Source organism: Allokutzneria multivorans, from assembly GCF_039537405.1.
GTDB classification, from domain to species: Bacteria; Actinomycetota; Actinomycetes; order Mycobacteriales; family Pseudonocardiaceae; genus Allokutzneria; species Allokutzneria multivorans.
The window spans coordinates 569,053-586,592 of record NZ_BAABAL010000005.1 but is presented as its reverse complement, the minus strand read 5'-3'; the positions used below and the strand labels follow the sequence as shown (position 1 = coordinate 586,592).

The 17,540-nt window shown below is 70.5% G+C and carries 15 protein-coding genes; 11 read left to right on the top strand and 4 right to left on the bottom strand.

Annotated features, from left to right (window positions below; genetic code table 11):
* Positions 1 to 4: 4 nt before the first annotated feature.
* The 3 genes from ABD798_RS06700 to ABD798_RS06690 all read right to left on the bottom strand — a co-directional run bounded on the left by ABD798_RS06700 (position 5) and on the right by ABD798_RS06690 (position 4,606).
* A complete protein-coding gene (locus ABD798_RS06700; protein WP_344871712.1) occupies positions 5 to 1,285 on the bottom strand; it encodes an exo-beta-N-acetylmuramidase NamZ family protein in 1,281 nt (426 codons plus the stop codon).
* Positions 1,286 to 1,302: 17 nt separating this feature from the next.
* Positions 1,303 to 2,997 (bottom strand): glycoside hydrolase family 3 protein, encoded by a 1,695-nt coding sequence (locus ABD798_RS06695; protein WP_344872908.1) that lies wholly within the window; start codon positions 2,995 to 2,997, stop codon positions 1,303 to 1,305.
* A 775-nt stretch (positions 2,998 to 3,772) separates the two neighbouring features.
* Positions 3,773 to 4,606: an HAD family hydrolase gene (locus ABD798_RS06690; protein WP_344871710.1), complete on the bottom strand. Its 834-nt coding sequence runs from the start codon at positions 4,604 to 4,606 to the stop codon at positions 3,773 to 3,775.
* A 775-nt stretch (positions 4,607 to 5,381) separates the two neighbouring features.
* On the opposite strand from ABD798_RS06690, the gene ssd reads away from it, so the two are divergent.
* The 8 genes from ssd (at position 5,382) to ABD798_RS06650 (ending at position 11,017) form a co-directional block, all read left to right on the top strand.
* Positions 5,382 to 6,455, top strand: coding sequence for a septum site-determining protein Ssd (gene ssd / locus ABD798_RS06685; protein ID WP_344871708.1), 1,074 nt, complete (start codon positions 5,382 to 5,384; stop codon positions 6,453 to 6,455).
* Complete coding sequence (locus ABD798_RS06680; RefSeq protein ID WP_344871706.1) at positions 6,452 to 7,645, top strand: TadA family conjugal transfer-associated ATPase; 1,194 nt, start codon at positions 6,452 to 6,454, stop codon at positions 7,643 to 7,645. The genes ssd and ABD798_RS06680 overlap by 4 nt, the downstream gene beginning before the upstream one ends.
* Before the next feature lie 10 nt (positions 7,646 to 7,655).
* Positions 7,656 to 8,420, top strand: a complete 765-nt coding sequence (locus ABD798_RS06675; protein ID WP_344871703.1) for a type II secretion system F family protein — start codon at positions 7,656 to 7,658, stop codon at positions 8,418 to 8,420.
* A 275-nt stretch (positions 8,421 to 8,695) separates the two neighbouring features.
* Positions 8,696 to 9,154: a type II secretion system F family protein gene (locus tag ABD798_RS06670; RefSeq protein ID WP_344871701.1), complete on the top strand. Its 459-nt coding sequence runs from the start codon at positions 8,696 to 8,698 to the stop codon at positions 9,152 to 9,154.
* 78 nt (positions 9,155 to 9,232) lie between these two features.
* Entirely contained in the window at positions 9,233 to 9,436 is a 204-nt protein-coding gene (locus ABD798_RS06665) for a DUF4244 domain-containing protein (RefSeq protein ID WP_344871699.1), read from the top strand.
* Complete coding sequence (locus tag ABD798_RS06660; RefSeq protein WP_344871697.1) at positions 9,436 to 9,780, top strand: TadE family type IV pilus minor pilin; 345 nt, start codon at positions 9,436 to 9,438, stop codon at positions 9,778 to 9,780. Before ABD798_RS06665 ends, ABD798_RS06660 begins: the two co-directional genes overlap by 1 nt.
* 8 nt (positions 9,781 to 9,788) lie before the next feature.
* A complete protein-coding gene (locus tag ABD798_RS06655) occupies positions 9,789 to 10,145 on the top strand; it encodes an Rv3654c family TadE-like protein (protein WP_344871695.1) in 357 nt (118 codons plus the stop codon).
* Between the two features lie 251 nt (positions 10,146 to 10,396).
* Complete coding sequence (locus tag ABD798_RS06650) at positions 10,397 to 11,017, top strand: bifunctional DNA primase/polymerase (RefSeq protein WP_344871693.1); 621 nt, start codon at positions 10,397 to 10,399, stop codon at positions 11,015 to 11,017.
* Here the strand turns inward: ABD798_RS06650 and ABD798_RS06645 are convergent.
* Positions 11,001 to 13,415 (bottom strand): DEAD/DEAH box helicase, encoded by a 2,415-nt coding sequence (locus ABD798_RS06645; RefSeq protein ID WP_344871691.1) that lies wholly within the window; start codon positions 13,413 to 13,415, stop codon positions 11,001 to 11,003. The genes ABD798_RS06650 and ABD798_RS06645 overlap by 17 nt on opposite strands.
* Before the next feature lie 242 nt (positions 13,416 to 13,657).
* Here ABD798_RS06645 and ABD798_RS06640 point away from each other — a divergent pair, with 242 nt between their 5' ends.
* The 3 genes from ABD798_RS06640 (at position 13,658) to ABD798_RS06630 (ending at position 17,492) form a co-directional block, all read left to right on the top strand.
* Positions 13,658 to 15,979, top strand: coding sequence for a sodium-translocating pyrophosphatase (locus ABD798_RS06640; RefSeq protein WP_344871689.1), 2,322 nt, complete (start codon positions 13,658 to 13,660; stop codon positions 15,977 to 15,979).
* A 192-nt stretch (positions 15,980 to 16,171) separates the two neighbouring features.
* A complete protein-coding gene (locus ABD798_RS06635; protein WP_344871687.1) occupies positions 16,172 to 16,792 on the top strand; it encodes a hypothetical protein in 621 nt (206 codons plus the stop codon).
* A gap of 109 nt (positions 16,793 to 16,901) precedes the next feature.
* Entirely contained in the window at positions 16,902 to 17,492 is a 591-nt protein-coding gene (locus ABD798_RS06630; protein WP_344871685.1) for a hypothetical protein, read from the top strand.
* The last annotated feature ends 48 nt before the right edge of the window (positions 17,493 to 17,540 follow it).

Genomic DNA, 17,540 nt, shown 5'->3' with positions numbered 1-17,540 from the left:
CTCATTACCGGTAGATCAGGTACTTGGCGCGGTGCTTGCGGAACTCGGCTTCCTCGACCCGGTAGGTGCCGACGATCTCGTCGACGCCCGCGCCGCGCTCCACCATGTCCTTGAGCCGGTCGGTGCCCCACAGCTTCGCGATGAAGTTGTCGGTGCGCCACGCGAACAGCGTCGGGTAGAGGCGCTTGGCCTCCACCAGCATCGCCACCCCGGCCCGGATCGGCTCGAAGCGGTGCCGATCGGTGATCATCAGCTGCACGCCGCCGCAGTTCACGCCGACGTGCTTGTTGAAGGTCGGCTGGAAGTAGGTCTCGCGGAAGAGCACACCCGGCATGCGGTAGCCGTTGAGCGCCTCGGCCCACTTCCAGTCCACCTTGGGCGCGCCGATGATCTCGAACGGCCGCGTGGTGCCCCGGCCCTCCGACCACAGCGTGCCCTCGAACAGGCAGGTGCCGGGGTAGGCGAGCACGGTGTCCGGCGTCGGCACGTTGGGGCTCGGCGGGACCCACAGCAGCCCCGTGTCGGCGAACAGCGTGTCCCGGCGCCAGCCGCGCACCTCGATCACGTCGAGCTTGGTGACCTTCGAGCCGGCCTCCTGCGGCAGGAACGTGTCGTTGTACAGCCGCGCCAGCTCGCCCATGGTCATGCCGTGCCGCAACGCGATCGGCTTGCGACCGACAAGGGAGGCGTGCTTCGGGTCCAGCTGCGGCCCGAACGCCTGCCCGCCAATGGGATTGGGCCTGTCGAGCACGATGACCGGCAGGTTGCCCGCGAGCACCGCGGCGTGCATGGCCGTGTAGAGCATCCAGATGTAGGTGTAGAACCGCACACCCGCGTCACCGATGTCGAAGACGATGGTGTCGACACCGGCCTTCTTGTACTTCGCGGCGAGTTCGGCGGCGGTGATGTGATAGGCGTCGTAGACCCGCAATCCGGTGCGCGGGTCGTCGAACTCGCCTTCGGAGCCCCCGGCCTGCGCGGTGCCGCGGAAGCCGTGCTCGGGTCCGTAGATGCCGACGATGTTGACCTTCTTGCTGTCGGCCATGGCGTCGACGACGTGCCGCATGTCCGAGAGCATGCCGGTCGGGTTGGTGACGATGCCGACCTTCTTGCCCGCCAACGCCTTCCAGCCGCTCGCGGCGAGCACGTCGGCGCCGGTGAGCACGCGGCGCCCGAAGGACTCCGCCTCCGGCTGCTGAGCCGCTGCGGTACCAGCGCCGAGACCGAGAGCGGGCGCGGCGAGAGCACCGGCGGCGAGGAACCTCCGCCTGTTCAGACCATCCATTGTGGACATTCCTCCGCTTACCAGGTCAGGCCGTGGCCGAACGGGAACCGGACAACGTTCGGGTCGCTCGCGCTCGGCACGCTCACCGGGAGCTTGCCCTTGGGCGACAGCTCGCCGAGCACGACCTTGGCGACAGACTCCATCGAGCCCGCGCTGAAGGAGTAGGTGTTCAGCCACGTCTTCACGGCGTCCACGTGCGCGGCGTCGTACGGATCGCGCACCGCGACGGCGATGACCGGCTTGCCGGTGGCCGCGAGCTTCTCCAGCAGCTGGCGCTGCAAGGGCTCCTTGGCCGCGCGGTTGGTCAGCACGACCACGGCGTCGTTCTGCCCAGCGGCGGCAACCGCCGAGTCGATCGCCTGCGACGTCGGCCTGAGCCCCGTGGTCAGCGCGGTCGTCGCGACACCGCGCGCGTTGAGCTGCTTCGAGAGCGTCTGCGTGCTCGCGGTGCCCCACGTGGCCGCGGTGTCGCTCCAGCCGGTCACGAGGACCTTGCCGGGCTTGGCGCGCATCGGCAACAGCTTGTCGTCGTTGCGGATCGCGGTCACGGTGTTGTCGGTGACCTTCTGCGCCACGACCTGGTTGCGCTTGTTGCCGACGAGCTTCTCCGCGGCGGCCGGGTCGACGAACGGCTTGGTGAGGATGCCGCGCTTGAGCTTCATCATCAGGATGCGCAGCACGCTCTCGTCGATGCGCCGCTCGGTCAGCTCACCGGTGCGCACCGCGTCGATCACGCTGTTGATCGCCAGCTCCAGGTACTGCGGCATCAGCAGGACGTCCACGCCCGCCTTCAGCGCCAGCACCGGCAGCCGGGCGTCCGGGTGCTTCTTGCGCGCGCCCTCCATCCGCAGCGAGTCGGTGTAGACAACGCCGCGGAAGCCGAGCTCACCGCGCAGCATCCCGGTGATCACCTTGGGGGACAACGTCGACGGCTCGCCGGAGTCGTCCAGCTTCGGCACCACGATGTGCGCCGTCATGATCGAGTCCACGCCCTTGGCGATGGCCGCGCGGAACGGCGGCGCGTCCAGCTGCGCCCACTGCTCGGGGGTGTGGTTGATGACCGGCAGGCCGTAGTGGCTGTCCACGTCGGTGTCGCCGTGGCCGGGGAAGTGCTTGACGTTGGCGGAGACGCCCTGCGTCGGCAGTCCGCCCTGGTAGCCCCTGACCTGCGCGGCGACCATGTCGGAGACGAGCTTGGGGTCGGAGGAGAACGACCGCACGCCGATCACCGGGTTCGCCGGGTTCACGTTCACGTCCGCGTCCGGCGCGAAGTCCTGGTTGATGCCGACCGCGCGCAGCTCCTGGCCGGTGATCTCGGCGGCCTTCCTGGCGTCCTCGGTGGAACGCGACGCGCCGAGCGCCATGCTGCCGGGGAACTGGGTGGCGGGCGGACCGAACCGCGTCACCACGCCCTGCTCCTGGTCGGTGCTGACCAGCAGCGGCAGGTTCCCGGAGCTCACCGCCGCGCGCTGAAGGCCGTTGGAGAGCTCGGCGACCTGGCGGGCGTTGTGGAAGCTGTCTGTCCACGCGAAGTAGATGACGCCACCGAGGTGGTAGCGCTTGACGACCTCGGCCGCCGTGTCGACGCCGAACTCCTCGCGGTTCTTCGGGTGCGGGGTGTCGGCCGTCTTGCCGTAGACGTTGGCCACGAAGAGCTGGCCGACCTTCTGCTCCAGCGTCATGCCGCGGAGCGTGCTCGCCGCCGCGCTCATGGTCGCAGCCTCGGTGCTCTGCGTCTCCGCGGGCTGCGCGGGCGCGTCCTGTGCTGTGGCCGCAGGGGCGCCCACCGCGGCGGCGGCGATGGCTGCTGACAGCAGCACCGCGACCTGCCTGCGGGGGATGGACTTGACGTGACGCAACGGAGCCTCCCGACGTCGCTGGCGGGCAATTCTCAACTGGATACCCGGTAAGCACGGCAAGTTACCCACGGGAATGGTGGGGGTCAACGCGCGTGACGGGGCTGCAACGAACTCATGTGCCCTGGTCACCCGCTTGCCGAACAATCCGATCCCATCACTGGTTCATCTGGCGCAGTGGGTGCAGGCTTTCACGAGCGGTGCCGGGATGCCCACCCTGTGTGGCAGGGGCCGAAGTGTGGGAGCACGAAAAAGGGGACGGCGCCCGTCGACTTTCGTCGAGGGCGCCGCCCCATCAGCGAGGAGGATCGGGGTACCAAGCGTGCATCTCGTGTCGTACCTGGTGAGGACTCGGCGTCCAGCGTCCTGATACGCAGTCCTTCGACGACATGCCTCCCGCGGCGTGCTGCGCGTGGGTTCCCAATCTCCTCGCACGGAGCGACGGGGGGTGAGCGGTACTTCTCTTCGTATCGCCCCTGGCCTCTGCCGGTCCGCACTTCCCTTTGTAGTCCGTGATTGCCGTCACAGCAAGGGCACGGACGGGTGCACCGTTTCAGCAAGGTCGACACGCCTTGCGGCAACCCGTCAGTAGGGCTGCGCCTTCGGCTGGAACCCGCTAGCCCTAACAGGTTCAGTAGCCCGGTTCCTCTTGCCCTTTGGCCCTTCGCTGGTGCCTGCGGATGCCGTAAAAAGCGACTCCCGCCGCCGCGACGACACCGAGGCCGACCGCCGCCGCGGCGACCGCCGTGCCGGACGGGCTCGGGATGCGCGAGCGGAGCGAGACCGGGTCGGAGAAGGTGAGCACCGGCCACCCCCGCTGCGACGCGACCTTGCGCAGCGACCGGTCCGGGTTCACCGCCGTCGGGTGGCCGACCGCCTCCAGCAGCGGCAGGTCGGTGATGGAGTCGGAATAGGCGTAGCAGTCGGCCAGGTCGTAGCCGTTCGCCTCGGCCAGTTCCCGGGCCGCCACCACCTTGTTCTCGCCGTAGCAGTAGAAGTCGACCTCGCCGGTGTAGCGGCCCTCGGCCGACACCATCCTGGTGCCGACGCTCTGGGTGGCACCGACCATCTCCGCGATCGGCTGGACGATCTCCGCGCCCGAGGCAGAGACGACGATCACATCGTGGCCCTCGGTCTTGTGGTCGGCGATGAGCTCGGCGGCCTCGGAGTAGACCAGTGGGTTGACGATGTCGTGCAACGTCTCGTCCACGATCGCGCGCACCTGCTCGACATCCCAACCGGTGCAGAGCGAGGTCAGGTGCTCGCGCATGCGCTCGGTCTGGTCCGCGTCCGCCCCGGCGAGCATGAACATGAACTGGGCGTAGGCGCTCTTCAGCACCGCGCGCCGGTTGATCAATCCTTCCTGGAAGAAGGGCCTGCTGAAGGCCAGCGTGCTCGATTTGGCGATGACGGTCTTGTCGAGGTCGAAGAACGCCGCGACCCGGGTCTTTGCCGTCTTTCGCACGCTCTCACCAGGAACGATCACGGGCTCAGCATAGGTCTCGTTGCGGCACCGGTGCCGAATCGTCACCTGTCGCTCGAACGGACGAGAGGCAACTTCTGGTGGCGGGGGGATACAGTAGTCACGTCCGGCTGTGCCGGACGGGTTCAGTCCGACCCCCCGGGACTGAACCTATGACGACCCCCGTCCCTCCCCCCTGGCGGGGGTCGTCCCATGTCCGGACCCGTTTTCGACCGGTCTTCGGAACGCTTCTCACGTCCTTGAAACGTTCTACGCCGCCGTTGTGCGCGACCGGATCGCGACCCCGTGCGCACCGCCGAAGCCCGGTGCCGCAGAACGGTTTCACCCCGGGTTCACACCACGAGCGCCGACGCTGAACGACTGATCGGTTCAGGCCTTCGCCGCGCATCCACCCGGCTCCGCCGCCGCGTCCTCCGCTTCTCGTCGGCTCCGCCGCCGCTTCTCCCGCTTTCTCCGCCGACGCCGCTTCCCTCGGCACCTCCGCCGATGCCGCTTCTCTCAGCACCTCCGCCGACGCTGACTCCCTCCGAGGCGTTCGCACGGTGAATCGCGCGCGTGGGGGAGCCCCCCACATTCAATTCTTCCCTGTGGCACCGACATTTCCGCCGCGGCGACCACCAGGTGCGGCCGAGTTGTCCACAACGCACCCCGTTGTCCACAGATCGCCGATACCCCATGGCAACCGACCCGCCCCCGAGCGACCGTGGAACGACCGCCGGAACTCACACCGGCGAGACACGAACGGCAGGGGGAGACAGTGGAAACGGCACGACCTCTGGTGTTGATGGAGGACACCGAACTCCTCGACGAGGCACTGCGGCTGGCCGCGGCGGCGGGCTGCGACGTGCACCGGGTGCTCGACCCCGCCGCGGCGCGGCGGCACTGGGCGGCGGCACCGCTGGTGCTGCTCGACGACTCCGGCCTGAAGCACTGCTCCGACGCGGACCTGCCGCGCCGGGCCGACGTCGTGGTGCTGACGACGACCGAACTCGACCCGGCGATGTGGCGGAGGGCGGTCGATCTGGGAGTGCACAAGGTCCTCTCCCTCCCGGAAGCCGAGGACTGGCTGACCGCGACGCTCGCCGACGTCGCGGAAGGGCCGGGATCGGACGGGGGCCGCGTCCTCGCGGTGATCGGCGGCAGGGGTGGAGCGGGAGCGTCGGTGCTGGCCTGCGCGGCATCGGTGGTCGCGCTCCGCAGGGGCGAACAGGTGCTGCTGGTGGACTGCGATCCGCTCGGCGGCGGTCTGGACCTGATGCTCGGCGCCGAGCACACGGAGGGCCTGCGCTGGCCCGCGCTGACCCCGACGCGCGGCCGGATGTCGTCCTCCTCGCTGCGATCCGCCTTGCCCACGGCCGGTGTGCGGGGCGGTGGTCTCACCGTGCTGTCCTGCGACCGGGACGGCACCGGTCCTGAACCGGCCGCGGTGGAAGCGGTGGTGTCGGCGGGGCGCCGTGGCGGCGGGATCGTGGTGTGCGACCTGCCCCGGCACCTGCCCGACGCCGCGCTCATCGCGCTCGACCTCGCCGACCTGGCGGTGCTCGTCGTGCCCGCCGAGGTCCGTGCCTGCGCGGCGGCTTCCCGGGTCGCCGAGCGGGCGCTGAGCCGAGGGGTGCAGCTGCGCGTCGTGGTCCGTGGACCGGCACCGGGCGGCCTCCTGGCCGAGGACGTCGAGCGCTCCCTCGCTCTGCCCCTGCTCACGACGATGCGCCCGGAACCCGGTATCGACCGCGCGCTCGACAACGGCCACCCCCCGGCGCAGGCCAAGGGGCCGCTTGCCGAGGCTGCCGGAGAAGTGCTCGACGCGTTGCGCGGGGACGGGGCGCGATGAGCGGCGATCTCGCCGATCGCGTCCGCCACCGGCTCGCGGCCACCAACGGCTCCGTGACCGCGGGGGCGGTCGCCGACGCGGTCCGCGCGGAAGCCGGGGGAGTGATCGGCGACGCGACACTGCTGCACACGATTCGCTTGTTGCATCAGGAATTCGTCGGTGCGGGGCCGCTCGAACCACTGCTGCGCGACCCCGCGACCACCGATGTCCTGGTGGCCGGTCCGGGCAAGGTCTGGGTGGACCAGGGCAGGGGACTGCGCCAGGCCCTGGTCGACCTGCCGGACGAGGAATCCGTGCGGCGACTGGCACAGCGGCTCGCGCTCGCGGCGGGGCGGCGGCTCGACGACGCGCAGCCCTTCGTCGACGGTTGGCTGCCCGAGTGCGGCGCCGGGGGCAATGTTCGGCTGCACGCGGTGCTTGCGCCGATCGCTGCGGACGGCACGTGCGTGTCGCTTCGCGTGCTGCGTCCGGCAACGCACGACCTGGACGCCCTGTGTCGCCTCAAGACCTTCGACCGCGAGATGACGGCGGTGCTCAAGGCGTTGGTGGCGGCGCGGTTGGCCTTTCTCGTCGTCGGCAACACCGGTTCCGGCAAGACGACCTTGCTGGCCGCGATGCTCGGCTGCGTTCCCGCCGAGGAGCGGATCGTCAGCGTCGAGGAAGCCGCGGAGCTGCGGCCTGGGCACCCGCACGTGGTGCGTCTCGTGGCCCGCCCGCCCAACGTCGAGGGCGCGGGTGAGATCGCACTGCGCCAGCTCGTCCGGCAAGCCCTGCGCATGCGCCCCGACCGCTTGGTGGTCGGGGAGGTGCGTGGTGCGGAGGTGTGCGAACTGCTCGCGGCGCTGAACACTGGTCACGACGGCGGGGCGGGCACCGTGCACGCGAACTCTCCGGCGGAGGTCCCGGCGCGACTGGAAGCGCTGGCCGCGCTCGGCGGGCTGTCCCGTGACGCCTTGCACAGTCAGCTCAGCGCGGCTGTCCAAGTGGTGCTGCACATGAAGCGCGAACCGGACGGACGGCGTCGTCTGGCGGCTGTTGGCACCCTCGCTCGCATCGACGAGCGGGCCAGGTTCGTGCCTGCCTGGCAGCACGGCGGCGGGTGGTCCTGCGGGCAGTCCCTGCTCGCCGATCTCCTCAGGGCGAGGGAGGTGAACCCGCCGTGGCCGGTGCCGCTCTCCTCCTCGCACTAGGAATCATGTTGTGGCCCAACGCTTCTGCAAGACCCAGGCTTGCCGCGCTGTTCGGGGTGCCACCGCGTTCCCGACGGTTGCGGCTCCGACCGAGCACGGCGCTGCTCGTTCCGGTCACTGGCGCGTGCGGGTTCTGCTCGCCGGAGTGGGCGGGGGAATCGCGGTCGCGGCCTTGGCGTGGACCGGCGTTCGGCAACTGCGGCGGCACCGGTTCGAGCGCCGCCAGCGAGCCGCTGCGTGCGGTCTGGCGGAGGCGCTCGAACTCGTCGTCGGAGAGTTGCGTTCGGGTGCGCATCCCGCGAGCGCGGTCGCCGACGTCGCGGCGGATGTGGATCCCGAGGCTCAGAAAGCCTTGCAGGCCATAGCTTCCACGGCTCGGCTCGGTGGGGATGTGCGCGCGGCCGTCGACCGCCTCGCGCTGGAGGACCCCTTGCGCGGGCCAGTACTGAAGCAGTTCGGCGAGGCGTGGAGCACGGCGGAGAACCACGGTGTGCCCCTGGCGGAATTGGTGGAGGCGTTGTACCGCGACTTGAGCCAGCGGGTCCGCTTCGCGCACCAGGTCGAGGCACGCATGGCCGGTCCGCGCGCCACGGCCTCGGTGCTGGCGTGCTTGCCCGTCTTGGGTCTGCTTCTCGGTGAGGCGATGGGAGCTGCCCCGCTCGCTGTGCTCGTGCGGACTGGAGTTGGCCAAGTGCTGCTGGTGATCGGCTCCGCGCTGATGTGCGCGGGTGTGACGTGGAGTGCGCGTTTGGTTTCGCGGGTGGTGACCTCATGACGGCACAGGCCCTGGCGGCACTCGTGTTGGCGACGGCATTGGTTGTCGCGCCCGGTTCGCCCAGCACACGGCGAAGGCTTAGCGCTCTGCAGGGGCAACCACGCGCGGAACACGACGCCGATGCTCGAGCTGCTCTTCGGCGGCGGTGGTTGGCCGTCGTCGTCGGGCTCAGCGTCGGCGGCTGTTTCATCGCGTTCGCGCCAGGCTCCGTCTTGCTGGGTCCCGTTGTCGCGGCCGTGGCTTGGTATGGCGCGCGTTGGTGGCTCAGCAGACCGGTGACGCCATCTGAGGCCGATCCGTTGGTGCTCGCCGCAGCGTGGGACATGCTCGCCGCCTGCCTGAAGTCCGGCATGCCGGTGCCCGTTGCCGTGCGCGTTGCCGCAGAACGGCTTTCCGGGCGAACACGAGCCGCGTTGGTGGAAGCCGCTGATCTGCTCGCGCTGGGCGCGGATCCCGCCGTCGCGTGGCGATCCGCGGCTGACCTCCCCGAGACCACTCGATTAGCCAGGGCGGCGCGGGGAACGGCCCGGTCGGGTGCCGCGCTCGCCCATCTCGTTCACGAGCTGGCCGTGGCGCTCCGTGCCACCGCAACCGAACGGGCCGAATCGCTCGCGCAGCGGGCAGCGGTCCTGATCTCCGCGCCGCTGGGTGCGTGCTTCCTGCCCGCCTTCCTCTGCCTGGGCGTCGCCCCCGTGGTCGTGGGGCTGGCGAACGGGCTGCTGACCACCTGGTAACGCCGATATGCGAAATGTCCGAAGTGGACAGGAAATACATGGAGAACTCGCCGAGTCCCCGGAAGAGGTCGGTTGAACGTGCAAGGGAAAATCTTTTCGCCATCGAGGTCCCTCCTTGTCGGACTCGTCGACTCCGACACCGGGATGGCCAGCTCGGAATACGCGATCGTCACCATTGCCGCCGCCGCATTGGCGGGCATCCTCTACGCGGTGGTCACCGGCGAGCCGGTGACGGCGGCACTGGAGGGGTTGGTCCGGCGTGCCCTCGACGTCGCTTTCTAGTGGCGGGCGACCGCGGCGCGGTGACCGTGGAGGCCGCCGTCGCGGTGGCCGCGCTCGTGCTCGTGCTCGGCCTCTCGCTGACCGGGCTGCGGGCCGCCGTCGACCAGATCCGGTGCGTCGACGCGGCCCGCGAGGTCGCCCGACTGCTCTCCCGTGGCGATCACGGCGGCTCGGCGGAAGCGCTCAGCAAGATCGCTCCGAGCGGTGCCGTGCTGACCGTTCGGCGGGACGGCGACAGCGTCTCCGTCGATGTGGAGGTGGCCGCACTCGGGCGCCTGCTGCCCGGCCTGCGGCTGCGCGGGAGCGCGTTCGCACTGCTCGAACCCGGGGTCGGCGAACCCTGAACAGGCCATTGAGCAGCGCAGACGGCGCCGATCGCGGGTCTGTGACCGTGCTCGCGGCGGTGGGGATCGCCGGGCTGGTCTCCGTGCTGGCGCTGCTGATCGGGCTCGGCTCGGCTCAGGTCCAGCGGCACCGGGCCGAAGCGGCGGCCGATCTCGCGGCGCTCGCGGCGGCTGGGCAGGCGCTCGCCGGGACCGTCGCCCCGTGCCGCGCGGCGGAGCGGGTCGGAGCCCGGATGGCGGTCGTGGTGACCTCCTGCCGGCTCGACGGGTGGGACGCCCTCGTCGAGGTTCGAGCGGTGCCGAACGGTCCCCTGCCGTTCGTCGTACCGGTCGTCGCACGGGCCAGGGCCGGTCCGGCGGAGTGATCATCCCGTGGCGACTGCGATGAGCGGTCGGTGAGCGACGGCGAGCGGCAGAGAGATCCACTGTGATCGGCATTACCCCCGGAGAGAGGGTGTCGGCCGTCGCAGTCGAATGGTCCCCGGAGTTCGTTCCGCCTGCGATCCACGTCTCATTCGCCGTGCCGTAGCTACCGGTTGTCGACGGGGGGTTACGCAAGGTGGCTGTTGTGCCGTTTGGTTTTACTGGAAGCGAGAAGCACTGTTGGAGGCAGAAAATGGATTGGTCGGACAGCTGGCGCGGAGCATTCCGGATCGAGCTGCGCGCTGAGGCCATCGGCCTCGCCTGGCGCGGCTGGCCGGTCCTGCCGGGCACCTACCCGACCGCCGCCGGATGGGCGGGCCGGGACGGCATCCAGACCGACGGTCCCGTTCCCGTGCACCAGGACTGGGCCGACCGCGTCGGCACCCAGCCCGACCAGGTCGCCACCTGGTGGAGCGGCCGCCCCTACTCGCTGCTCGTCGCCACCGGCACCGTCCTCGACGCGATCGAGGTGGACGCGGAGCTCGGTCGCCGCGCCGCCATCGAGCTTCGCGCCGCCGGTGTCATCGTCCCCATCGCGGCCACCCCTTCCGGCCGCTGGCTCTTCCTCACCGACACCGGTGCCCCGCTCCGCGAGGAGCTGGCAGACCAGGAGGGGATCGTCCTGCACGGCAAGGACAGCTACATCCCGCTCCCGCCTTCGCCTTTCCAGCACGGCGTCGCGCACTGGCGGGTCAAGCCGCAGCTCTGCGGCTGGAACCTGCCGAGCTCGGAGATCGTTCAGGACGCTCTGTCCCTGGCTCTGCGCTCCGACGTCGTCGACAACGCTGCGCGGCTGGTTACCGCGGAGCGCTAGAGGGAGAACGGTCCGCCCGTTCGACGCGACTCGACCCCACGACGGCGAGTACCGCATCGAGCACGGCGACCGCTCCCGCCTTGTCCAGCGGTTCGTTGCCATTCCCGCACTTTGGCGACTGAACGCAGGACGGGCACCCCGCCGGGCACTCGCAGGAAACGATCGCCTCCCGCGTAGCTGCTAGCCAAGGGACAATCGCGGCATGGCCGCGATCGGCAAAGCCGGCTCCCCCCGGATGCCCATCGTGCACGAACACCGTCGCCTCCCCGGTGTCAGCGTGCGAAGCGGTGGACACCCCGCCGATGTCCCAACGGTCGCAGGTCGCAAACAGCGGTAGCAGGCCGATCGCCGCGTGCTCGGCAGCGTGTAGCGCGCCGGGGGTGCGCGCCGGTTCCAGACCGGCGCCCCCCGGCGCGCTACCGCGCAGAAGCTCCTCCGACAGCGTGTACCAGACAGCCCGCGTGGTCAGGGTCTGCGCGGGCAGGTCGAGCGGAACCTGGTCGAGGACCCGGCCGGAGGGCAGCTTCCTCAGGAAGCCCACCACCTCCGAGGTCACCTCCACCTCACCGAGGCAGACCGACACCCCACCTGAATAGCGACGTTCCTCCTCGGTGCGCACCACGGAGATGTCCACGACCGTCCTCGGTGAGGTCGTCCACTCCGGGTCCTCCGCGTGCACGAGCGCGAGACCGCCGTCCAGGTCCAGCTCGTCGACCACGTAGGACTCACCCCGGTGCAGGTACACCGCGCCCGGATGCACTGTGGCGCAAGCGGAATCCGGGTCGACCGTGCCGAGCAGCCTGCCGGACTCGCCCTCGACGACCGCGATCTGCTCGCCGCCGGAGCCCCTGATGTCGACAGTCGCGTGCGGGCTCTCCCGGTCGGTCCAGAACCACCCGGTCGGCCGCCGCCGCAGCACTCCGTCGGCGACCAGCCCGTCCAGCACCGGACGTGCGGCGGGACCGAACCCGGCAACGCAATCCTCGGTCAGCGGCAGCTCCGCCGCGGCGCAGACCAGTTGCGGCGCAAGCACATAGGGGTTGGCCGGGTCCAGCACCGTTGCCTCGACCGGACGGCTCAGCAGCGCGGCGGGGTGGTGCACCAGGTAGGTGTCCAGCGGGTCGTCCCTGGCGATGAAGATGACCAGTGCCTCGTCACCGTCCCGCCCGGCACGGCCCGCCTGCTGCCAGAACGAGGACAGCGTTCCCGGCCAGCCCGCCACGAGCACCGCGTCCAGACCGGAGATGTCGACGCCCAGTTCGAGCGCGCTGGTGGTGGCCAGGCCGAGCAGCCGCCCGTCGAGCAGGGCCCGCTCCAACGCGCGCCGCTCCTCCGGCAGGTAACCGCCGCGGTAGGAGTCCACGAACCGCGCGAGCTCCGGATCGACGTCGGCGAGGGCGCGGCGGGCGCCGAGCGATGCCAGCTCCACCCCGCGCCGCGATCGGACGAAGGCCAGCGTGCGCGCGCCTTGGAGCACCAGGTCGGCGAGCACGCGCGCGGCCTCGGCCCCGGCGGAGCGCCGGAGGGGTGCGCCGTTCTCGCCGGTCAGGTCCTCCAGCAGCGGCGGTTCCCACAGCGCGATCGTGCGCCCGCCGCTCGGCGAACCGTCCTCGGTGACCGCGTGGCACTCCGCCCCGGTCAGCAGCGATGCGGACTCGGCGGGGCTGGCCGCGGTCGCCGACGCGAGCACGAACACCGGGTCGGAGCCGTACCTGCGGGCGATCCGGCGCAGCCGCCGCAGCAGCAGGGCGACGTGCGAGCCGAACACCCCGCGATAGGCGTGGCACTCGTCGATCACCACGTGCGTCAGCCTGCGGAAGAAGCCCGACCAGCGGGCGTGGGCGGGCAGGATCCCCCTGTGCAGCATGTCGGGGTTGGTGAAGATCCATCGCGAGTGCGCCCGCACCCAGTCCCGCTCCACCCGAGGTGTGTCCCCGTCGAAGGACGCGGCCCTGATCCCGGCGAGCCCGAAGCCGTTGACCGAGCGCAGCTGGTCGGCACCCAGCGCCTTGGTCGGCGCGAGGTAGAGCGCCCGCGCCCGCTCGTCCTCGGTCAGCGCCGCCAGCACGGGTAACTGGTAGGCCAGCGATTTGCCCGACGCGGTGCCGGTCGCAACTACCACGTTCCGGCCCGCGCGCGCCAATTCGGCCGCGTCGACCTGGTGCCGCCACGGCCGTCGCACTCCGTCTTCGCGCAATGCGTCCACCAGCGCGCCAGGAGCCCAGTCCGGCCAGTCCGCGAAGACCGCCGACCGGGCCGCGACGGTGGCGACGTGGGTCAGCGGATCCTCCTCAGGACCGGTGCCCGCGACCACCTGCTCCAGCAGGTCACGGCCGCGCGGGCGCCGATGCGCCGCACCGCCCGCAGTCTCCCGTCGCCCTTCCGTCCGCCCTCGCACGTCCCGGAGTCTGACAGCAGGCACCGACAGCCTCGAAACCCATGATCAGCGCGGTCGAAACGATCACGGAGAGTGCCCGTGTAGGGACGGCGTGAAGGCGCCTGTGACGTTGGCAATAGACTCCGCCTCCGTTGCATCGCCGGGACCGCGCCGTCCCGGCGGTGCACGTGCCTTTTCCGCGTCGGAGCTGACGCAGCTGGTGGCTCCTGGCGTGGCATAACCGCGACAGACCAGGAGGACGGATGTCCCGCCTCAACCTCGCCCAAAGCACGTGGGCGCAGGGCATCGAGCTCAGCGGAGGTGATCGCGGCCTCGTCGCGATCGTCGCCGTTGTCGCTCTTGCCGCGCTCGGCATTGGGTACGTCCTGCTCAGGGAGGTCCTGGCGGCCGGCCAGGGCACCGAGAAGATGCAGGAGATCGCCAAGGCGGTGCAGGAGGGTGCGGCCGCGTACCTGAACCGCCAGTTCCGCACGCTCGGCATCTTCGTCGTGATCGTGTTCGTGCTGCTGTTCGCGCTGCCCGCGGAAGACTGGTCCGAGAGGATCGGTCGCTCCCTGTTCTTCATCGTGGGCGCCGTGTTCTCCGCGGCCATCGGCTACCTCGGCATGTGGCTCTCGACCAGGGCCAACGTCCGGGTCGCCGCCGCGGCCAACGAGGGTGAGGGCGGCCGGGAGAAGGCGGCCCGCGTGGCCTTCCGCACCGGTGGCGTCGTCGGCATGATGACCGTCGGCCTCGGCCTGTTCGGTGCCGCGATCGTCGTGCTCACCTACGCCGGTGCCGCCCCGAAGGTGTTGGAGGGCTTCGGGTTCGGTGCCGCGCTGCTCGCGATGTTCATGCGTGTCGGTGGCGGCATCTTCACCAAGGCCGCCGACGTCGGCGCCGACCTGGTCGGCAAGGTCGAGCAGGGCATCCCCGAGGACGACCCCCGCAACGCCGCGACCATCGCCGACAACGTCGGTGACAACGTGGGTGACTGCGCGGGCATGGCCGCCGACCTCTTCGAGTCCTACGCCGTCACGCTGGTCGCCGCCCTGATCCTCGGCACCGCCGCGTTCGGCACCCAGGGCCTGCTGTTCCCGCTGATCGTTCCGGCGATCGGTGTGGTGACCGCGGTGCTCGGCGTCTACATCACCAGGACCAAGGCCGGTGAGAGCGGGCTGACCGCGATCAACCGCTCCTTCTACATCTCGGCGATCATCTCCGCCGTCCTGTGCACCATCGCGGCCTTCGCCTACCTGCCGAGCACGTTCGCGGGCCTGACCGGCCTGGCTCCCGAGGTGGCGGCGGAAGAGGGCAGCCCCGCCATGATCGCCGCCGTCGCGGTGATCATCGGCATCGTGCTCGCCGGTGTGATCCTGTGGCTGACCGGTTACTTCACCGGCACCGACTACCGCCCGGTCAAGGACGTCGGCAAGACCTCGCTGACCGGCGCGGCCACCGTCGTGCTCTCCGGCATCTCGGTCGGTTTCGAGTCGGCCGTCTACACGGCGCTGGTCATCGGCGCCGCGGTGTACGGCGCGTTCCTGCTCTCCGGCTCGGTCATCATCTCGCTGTTCGCCATCGCGCTCGCCGGCTGCGGCCTGCTGACCACGGTCGGCGTCATCGTGGCGATGGACACCTTCGGTCCGGTCAGCGACAACGCGCAGGGCATCGCGGAGATGTCCGGAGACGTCGAGGGCGAGGGCGCGAAGATCCTCACCGAGCTCGACGCGGTGGGCAACACCACCAAGGCGATCACCAAGGGCATCGCGATCGCGACCGCCGTGCTCGCGGCGACCGCGCTCTTCGGCTCCTACACCGACGCGATCACCAAGGCGCTCGGTGGCGTCGCGCAGGACCTGGGCCTTGCCTTCGGCTACAACATCGTCCAGCCCAACCTGCTGGTCGGTCTGATCATCGGTGCCGCGGTCGTGTTCATGTTCTCCGGTCTCGCCGTCAACGCGGTGACCAGGGCCGCTGGCGCGATCGTGTTCGAGGTCCGGCGCCAGTTCCGGGAGAACCCCGGGATCATGGACGGCACCACCAAGCCGGAGTACGGCCGGGTCGTGGACATCTGCACCAAGGACTCGCTGCGCGAGCTGGCCACCCCCGGCCTGCTGGCGGTCCTCGCCCCGATCGCGGTGGGCTTCGGCCTCGGTGTCGGCCCGCTGGCCGGTTACCTGGCCGGCGCCATCGCCACCGGCACCCTGATGGCGGTCTTCCTCGCCAACTCCGGTGGTGCGTGGGACAACGCGAAGAAGCTGGTCGAGGACGGCAACCACGGTGGCAAGGGCTCCGAGGCCCACGCCGCGACCGTCATCGGCGACACCGTCGGTGACCCGTTCAAGGACACCGCCGGTCCGGCCATCAACCCGCTGATCAAGGTCATGAACCTGGTCGCCGTGCTCATCGCGCCGGCCATCGTGACCCTGAGCATCGGCGAGAGCGCCTCGCCCGGCATCCGCGCGGCGATCGCCATCGTGGCGATCGTGGTGATCGTCGGTGCGGTGCTGGTCTCCAAGCGCCGCCCGACCGCCATCGCGGACGACAAGGCCTCGGAGGACGCGGCGAGCACGACCGCCTGATCCTCGCGGCATCACTCGGCCCATCCTGGGAACACTCCCGGGGTGGGCCGAGTTGTTGTTGGGCGCAGACCTGAATTTAGTAACTCGTCCGGGGGTACCCCGCCATGAGAGTGTCAGTGGGTGCCGGTAACTTCCGGATCGGTTGCTGAAGATCAATGCTGTCTGAGGCACTGAAGCGCTGGGGGTAGTCAGGTGGATCGCAAGCTTCTGGTGGTGACAACAGTCGCGGCGGGCGTGCTCGCCGCGGTCGTGGGCTGTGCGCGCGGTGGCGTCGAAGCGGCCGCGGGGGACCGTCCCGCCGACGCCACGACCGTCAGCGTCCGCAAGGCCCCGGTGAGCAGCTGGGCCGCCTCCACCTGCACCGGATTCGTCGACACGCTCAAGACCATCGCGACCTTCATCGACTACGACCCGACCGCGCACGGCTCGACCGAGCGGGCCAAGCGCGCGGCGTTGGACCTGCTCAACGCGGCCATCAAGCGCACCTCGGAGATCAAGAAGAAGCTGGCGGACGGCGGTGCGCCGGACGTCGCGGACGGCGAGCGCGTCCAGCAGCTGCTGCTCACCGACTTCTCCGGTCAGATCGGTGTCTTCGAGACCTCGCGCAGGGACACCGAGGCGATCGACCCGGCCGCCGCGAACTTCACCGAGTCGGTCATGCGGGCGCTCAGCGGCGAGGGCAACCCCGCCGCGCAGGGTGAGCCCAAGGTGCTCGCGGAGCTGGAGAACAACGCCGAGATCAAGCAGGCGATGGCCGCGCACGCGTCCTGCCGGGACCTCCGGGGGGCGCTGACCGGCCAGAGCACCCTGTGAGGGCTCAACCGGCGTAGCTCGCACGTCGTCATCCGGAAGAGGGAATTCGGCTCCTCGCTGTGCGTGACCGAGGTCCCTCGCGTTCGAACACCTGTTCTACGCTGCCCGCGTGGGGCAGCTGTCCTTCTACTCGGCCGAGGCCGCGCCGCCCGCACTGGGCGACCTGGCCGGGCTGCTGTGCGCCCACGGACGGCTCACCGGGTTCGGGCGGGGCACCGCGGCGAGCGTGTCGGTCGAGCTGGCTGAGCGCTGGCGGGCGCACGCGCTGGCAACGGCGTGCGCGGAACTCGGCGTGCGGACCCGTCTTGGCTGGTCGGAGCGGGGGCGAACGGTGCTCGGCAGCCCGTTCCGGACCGATCTCACCGGGCTGGCCGAGGCGTGGTCGCGTGGCGGGGCCAAGCGGGTCCCGGCTAGCTTCACCCTCGACGGGCGGGCGCTGCGGGTGTGGGCGCTGGCCGCCGGGCGCTGGCAGGGCCCGGCCTACGCGCTGGGGCTGGACCCGGACGCGCCGGAGACCCATGATCCACTGCTGGGGGTCTTGACCGCGGCCGGTCTTGCGGCGACGGTGATCGCCGCCAGTGACGGCGAACCGGCGCTGCGGGTCACCGGACGGAGGCGACTCGCGCGGCTCGCCGAGCTGGTGGGGCCGGTCCCCTCGGGGGCCGCCGCAGCGGAATGGCCTGCTCGACCGGGCGACTGACCTGGGAATCCAGTGTTCGGAGAATGCGTTCGCAGGGTAAGCGCGACG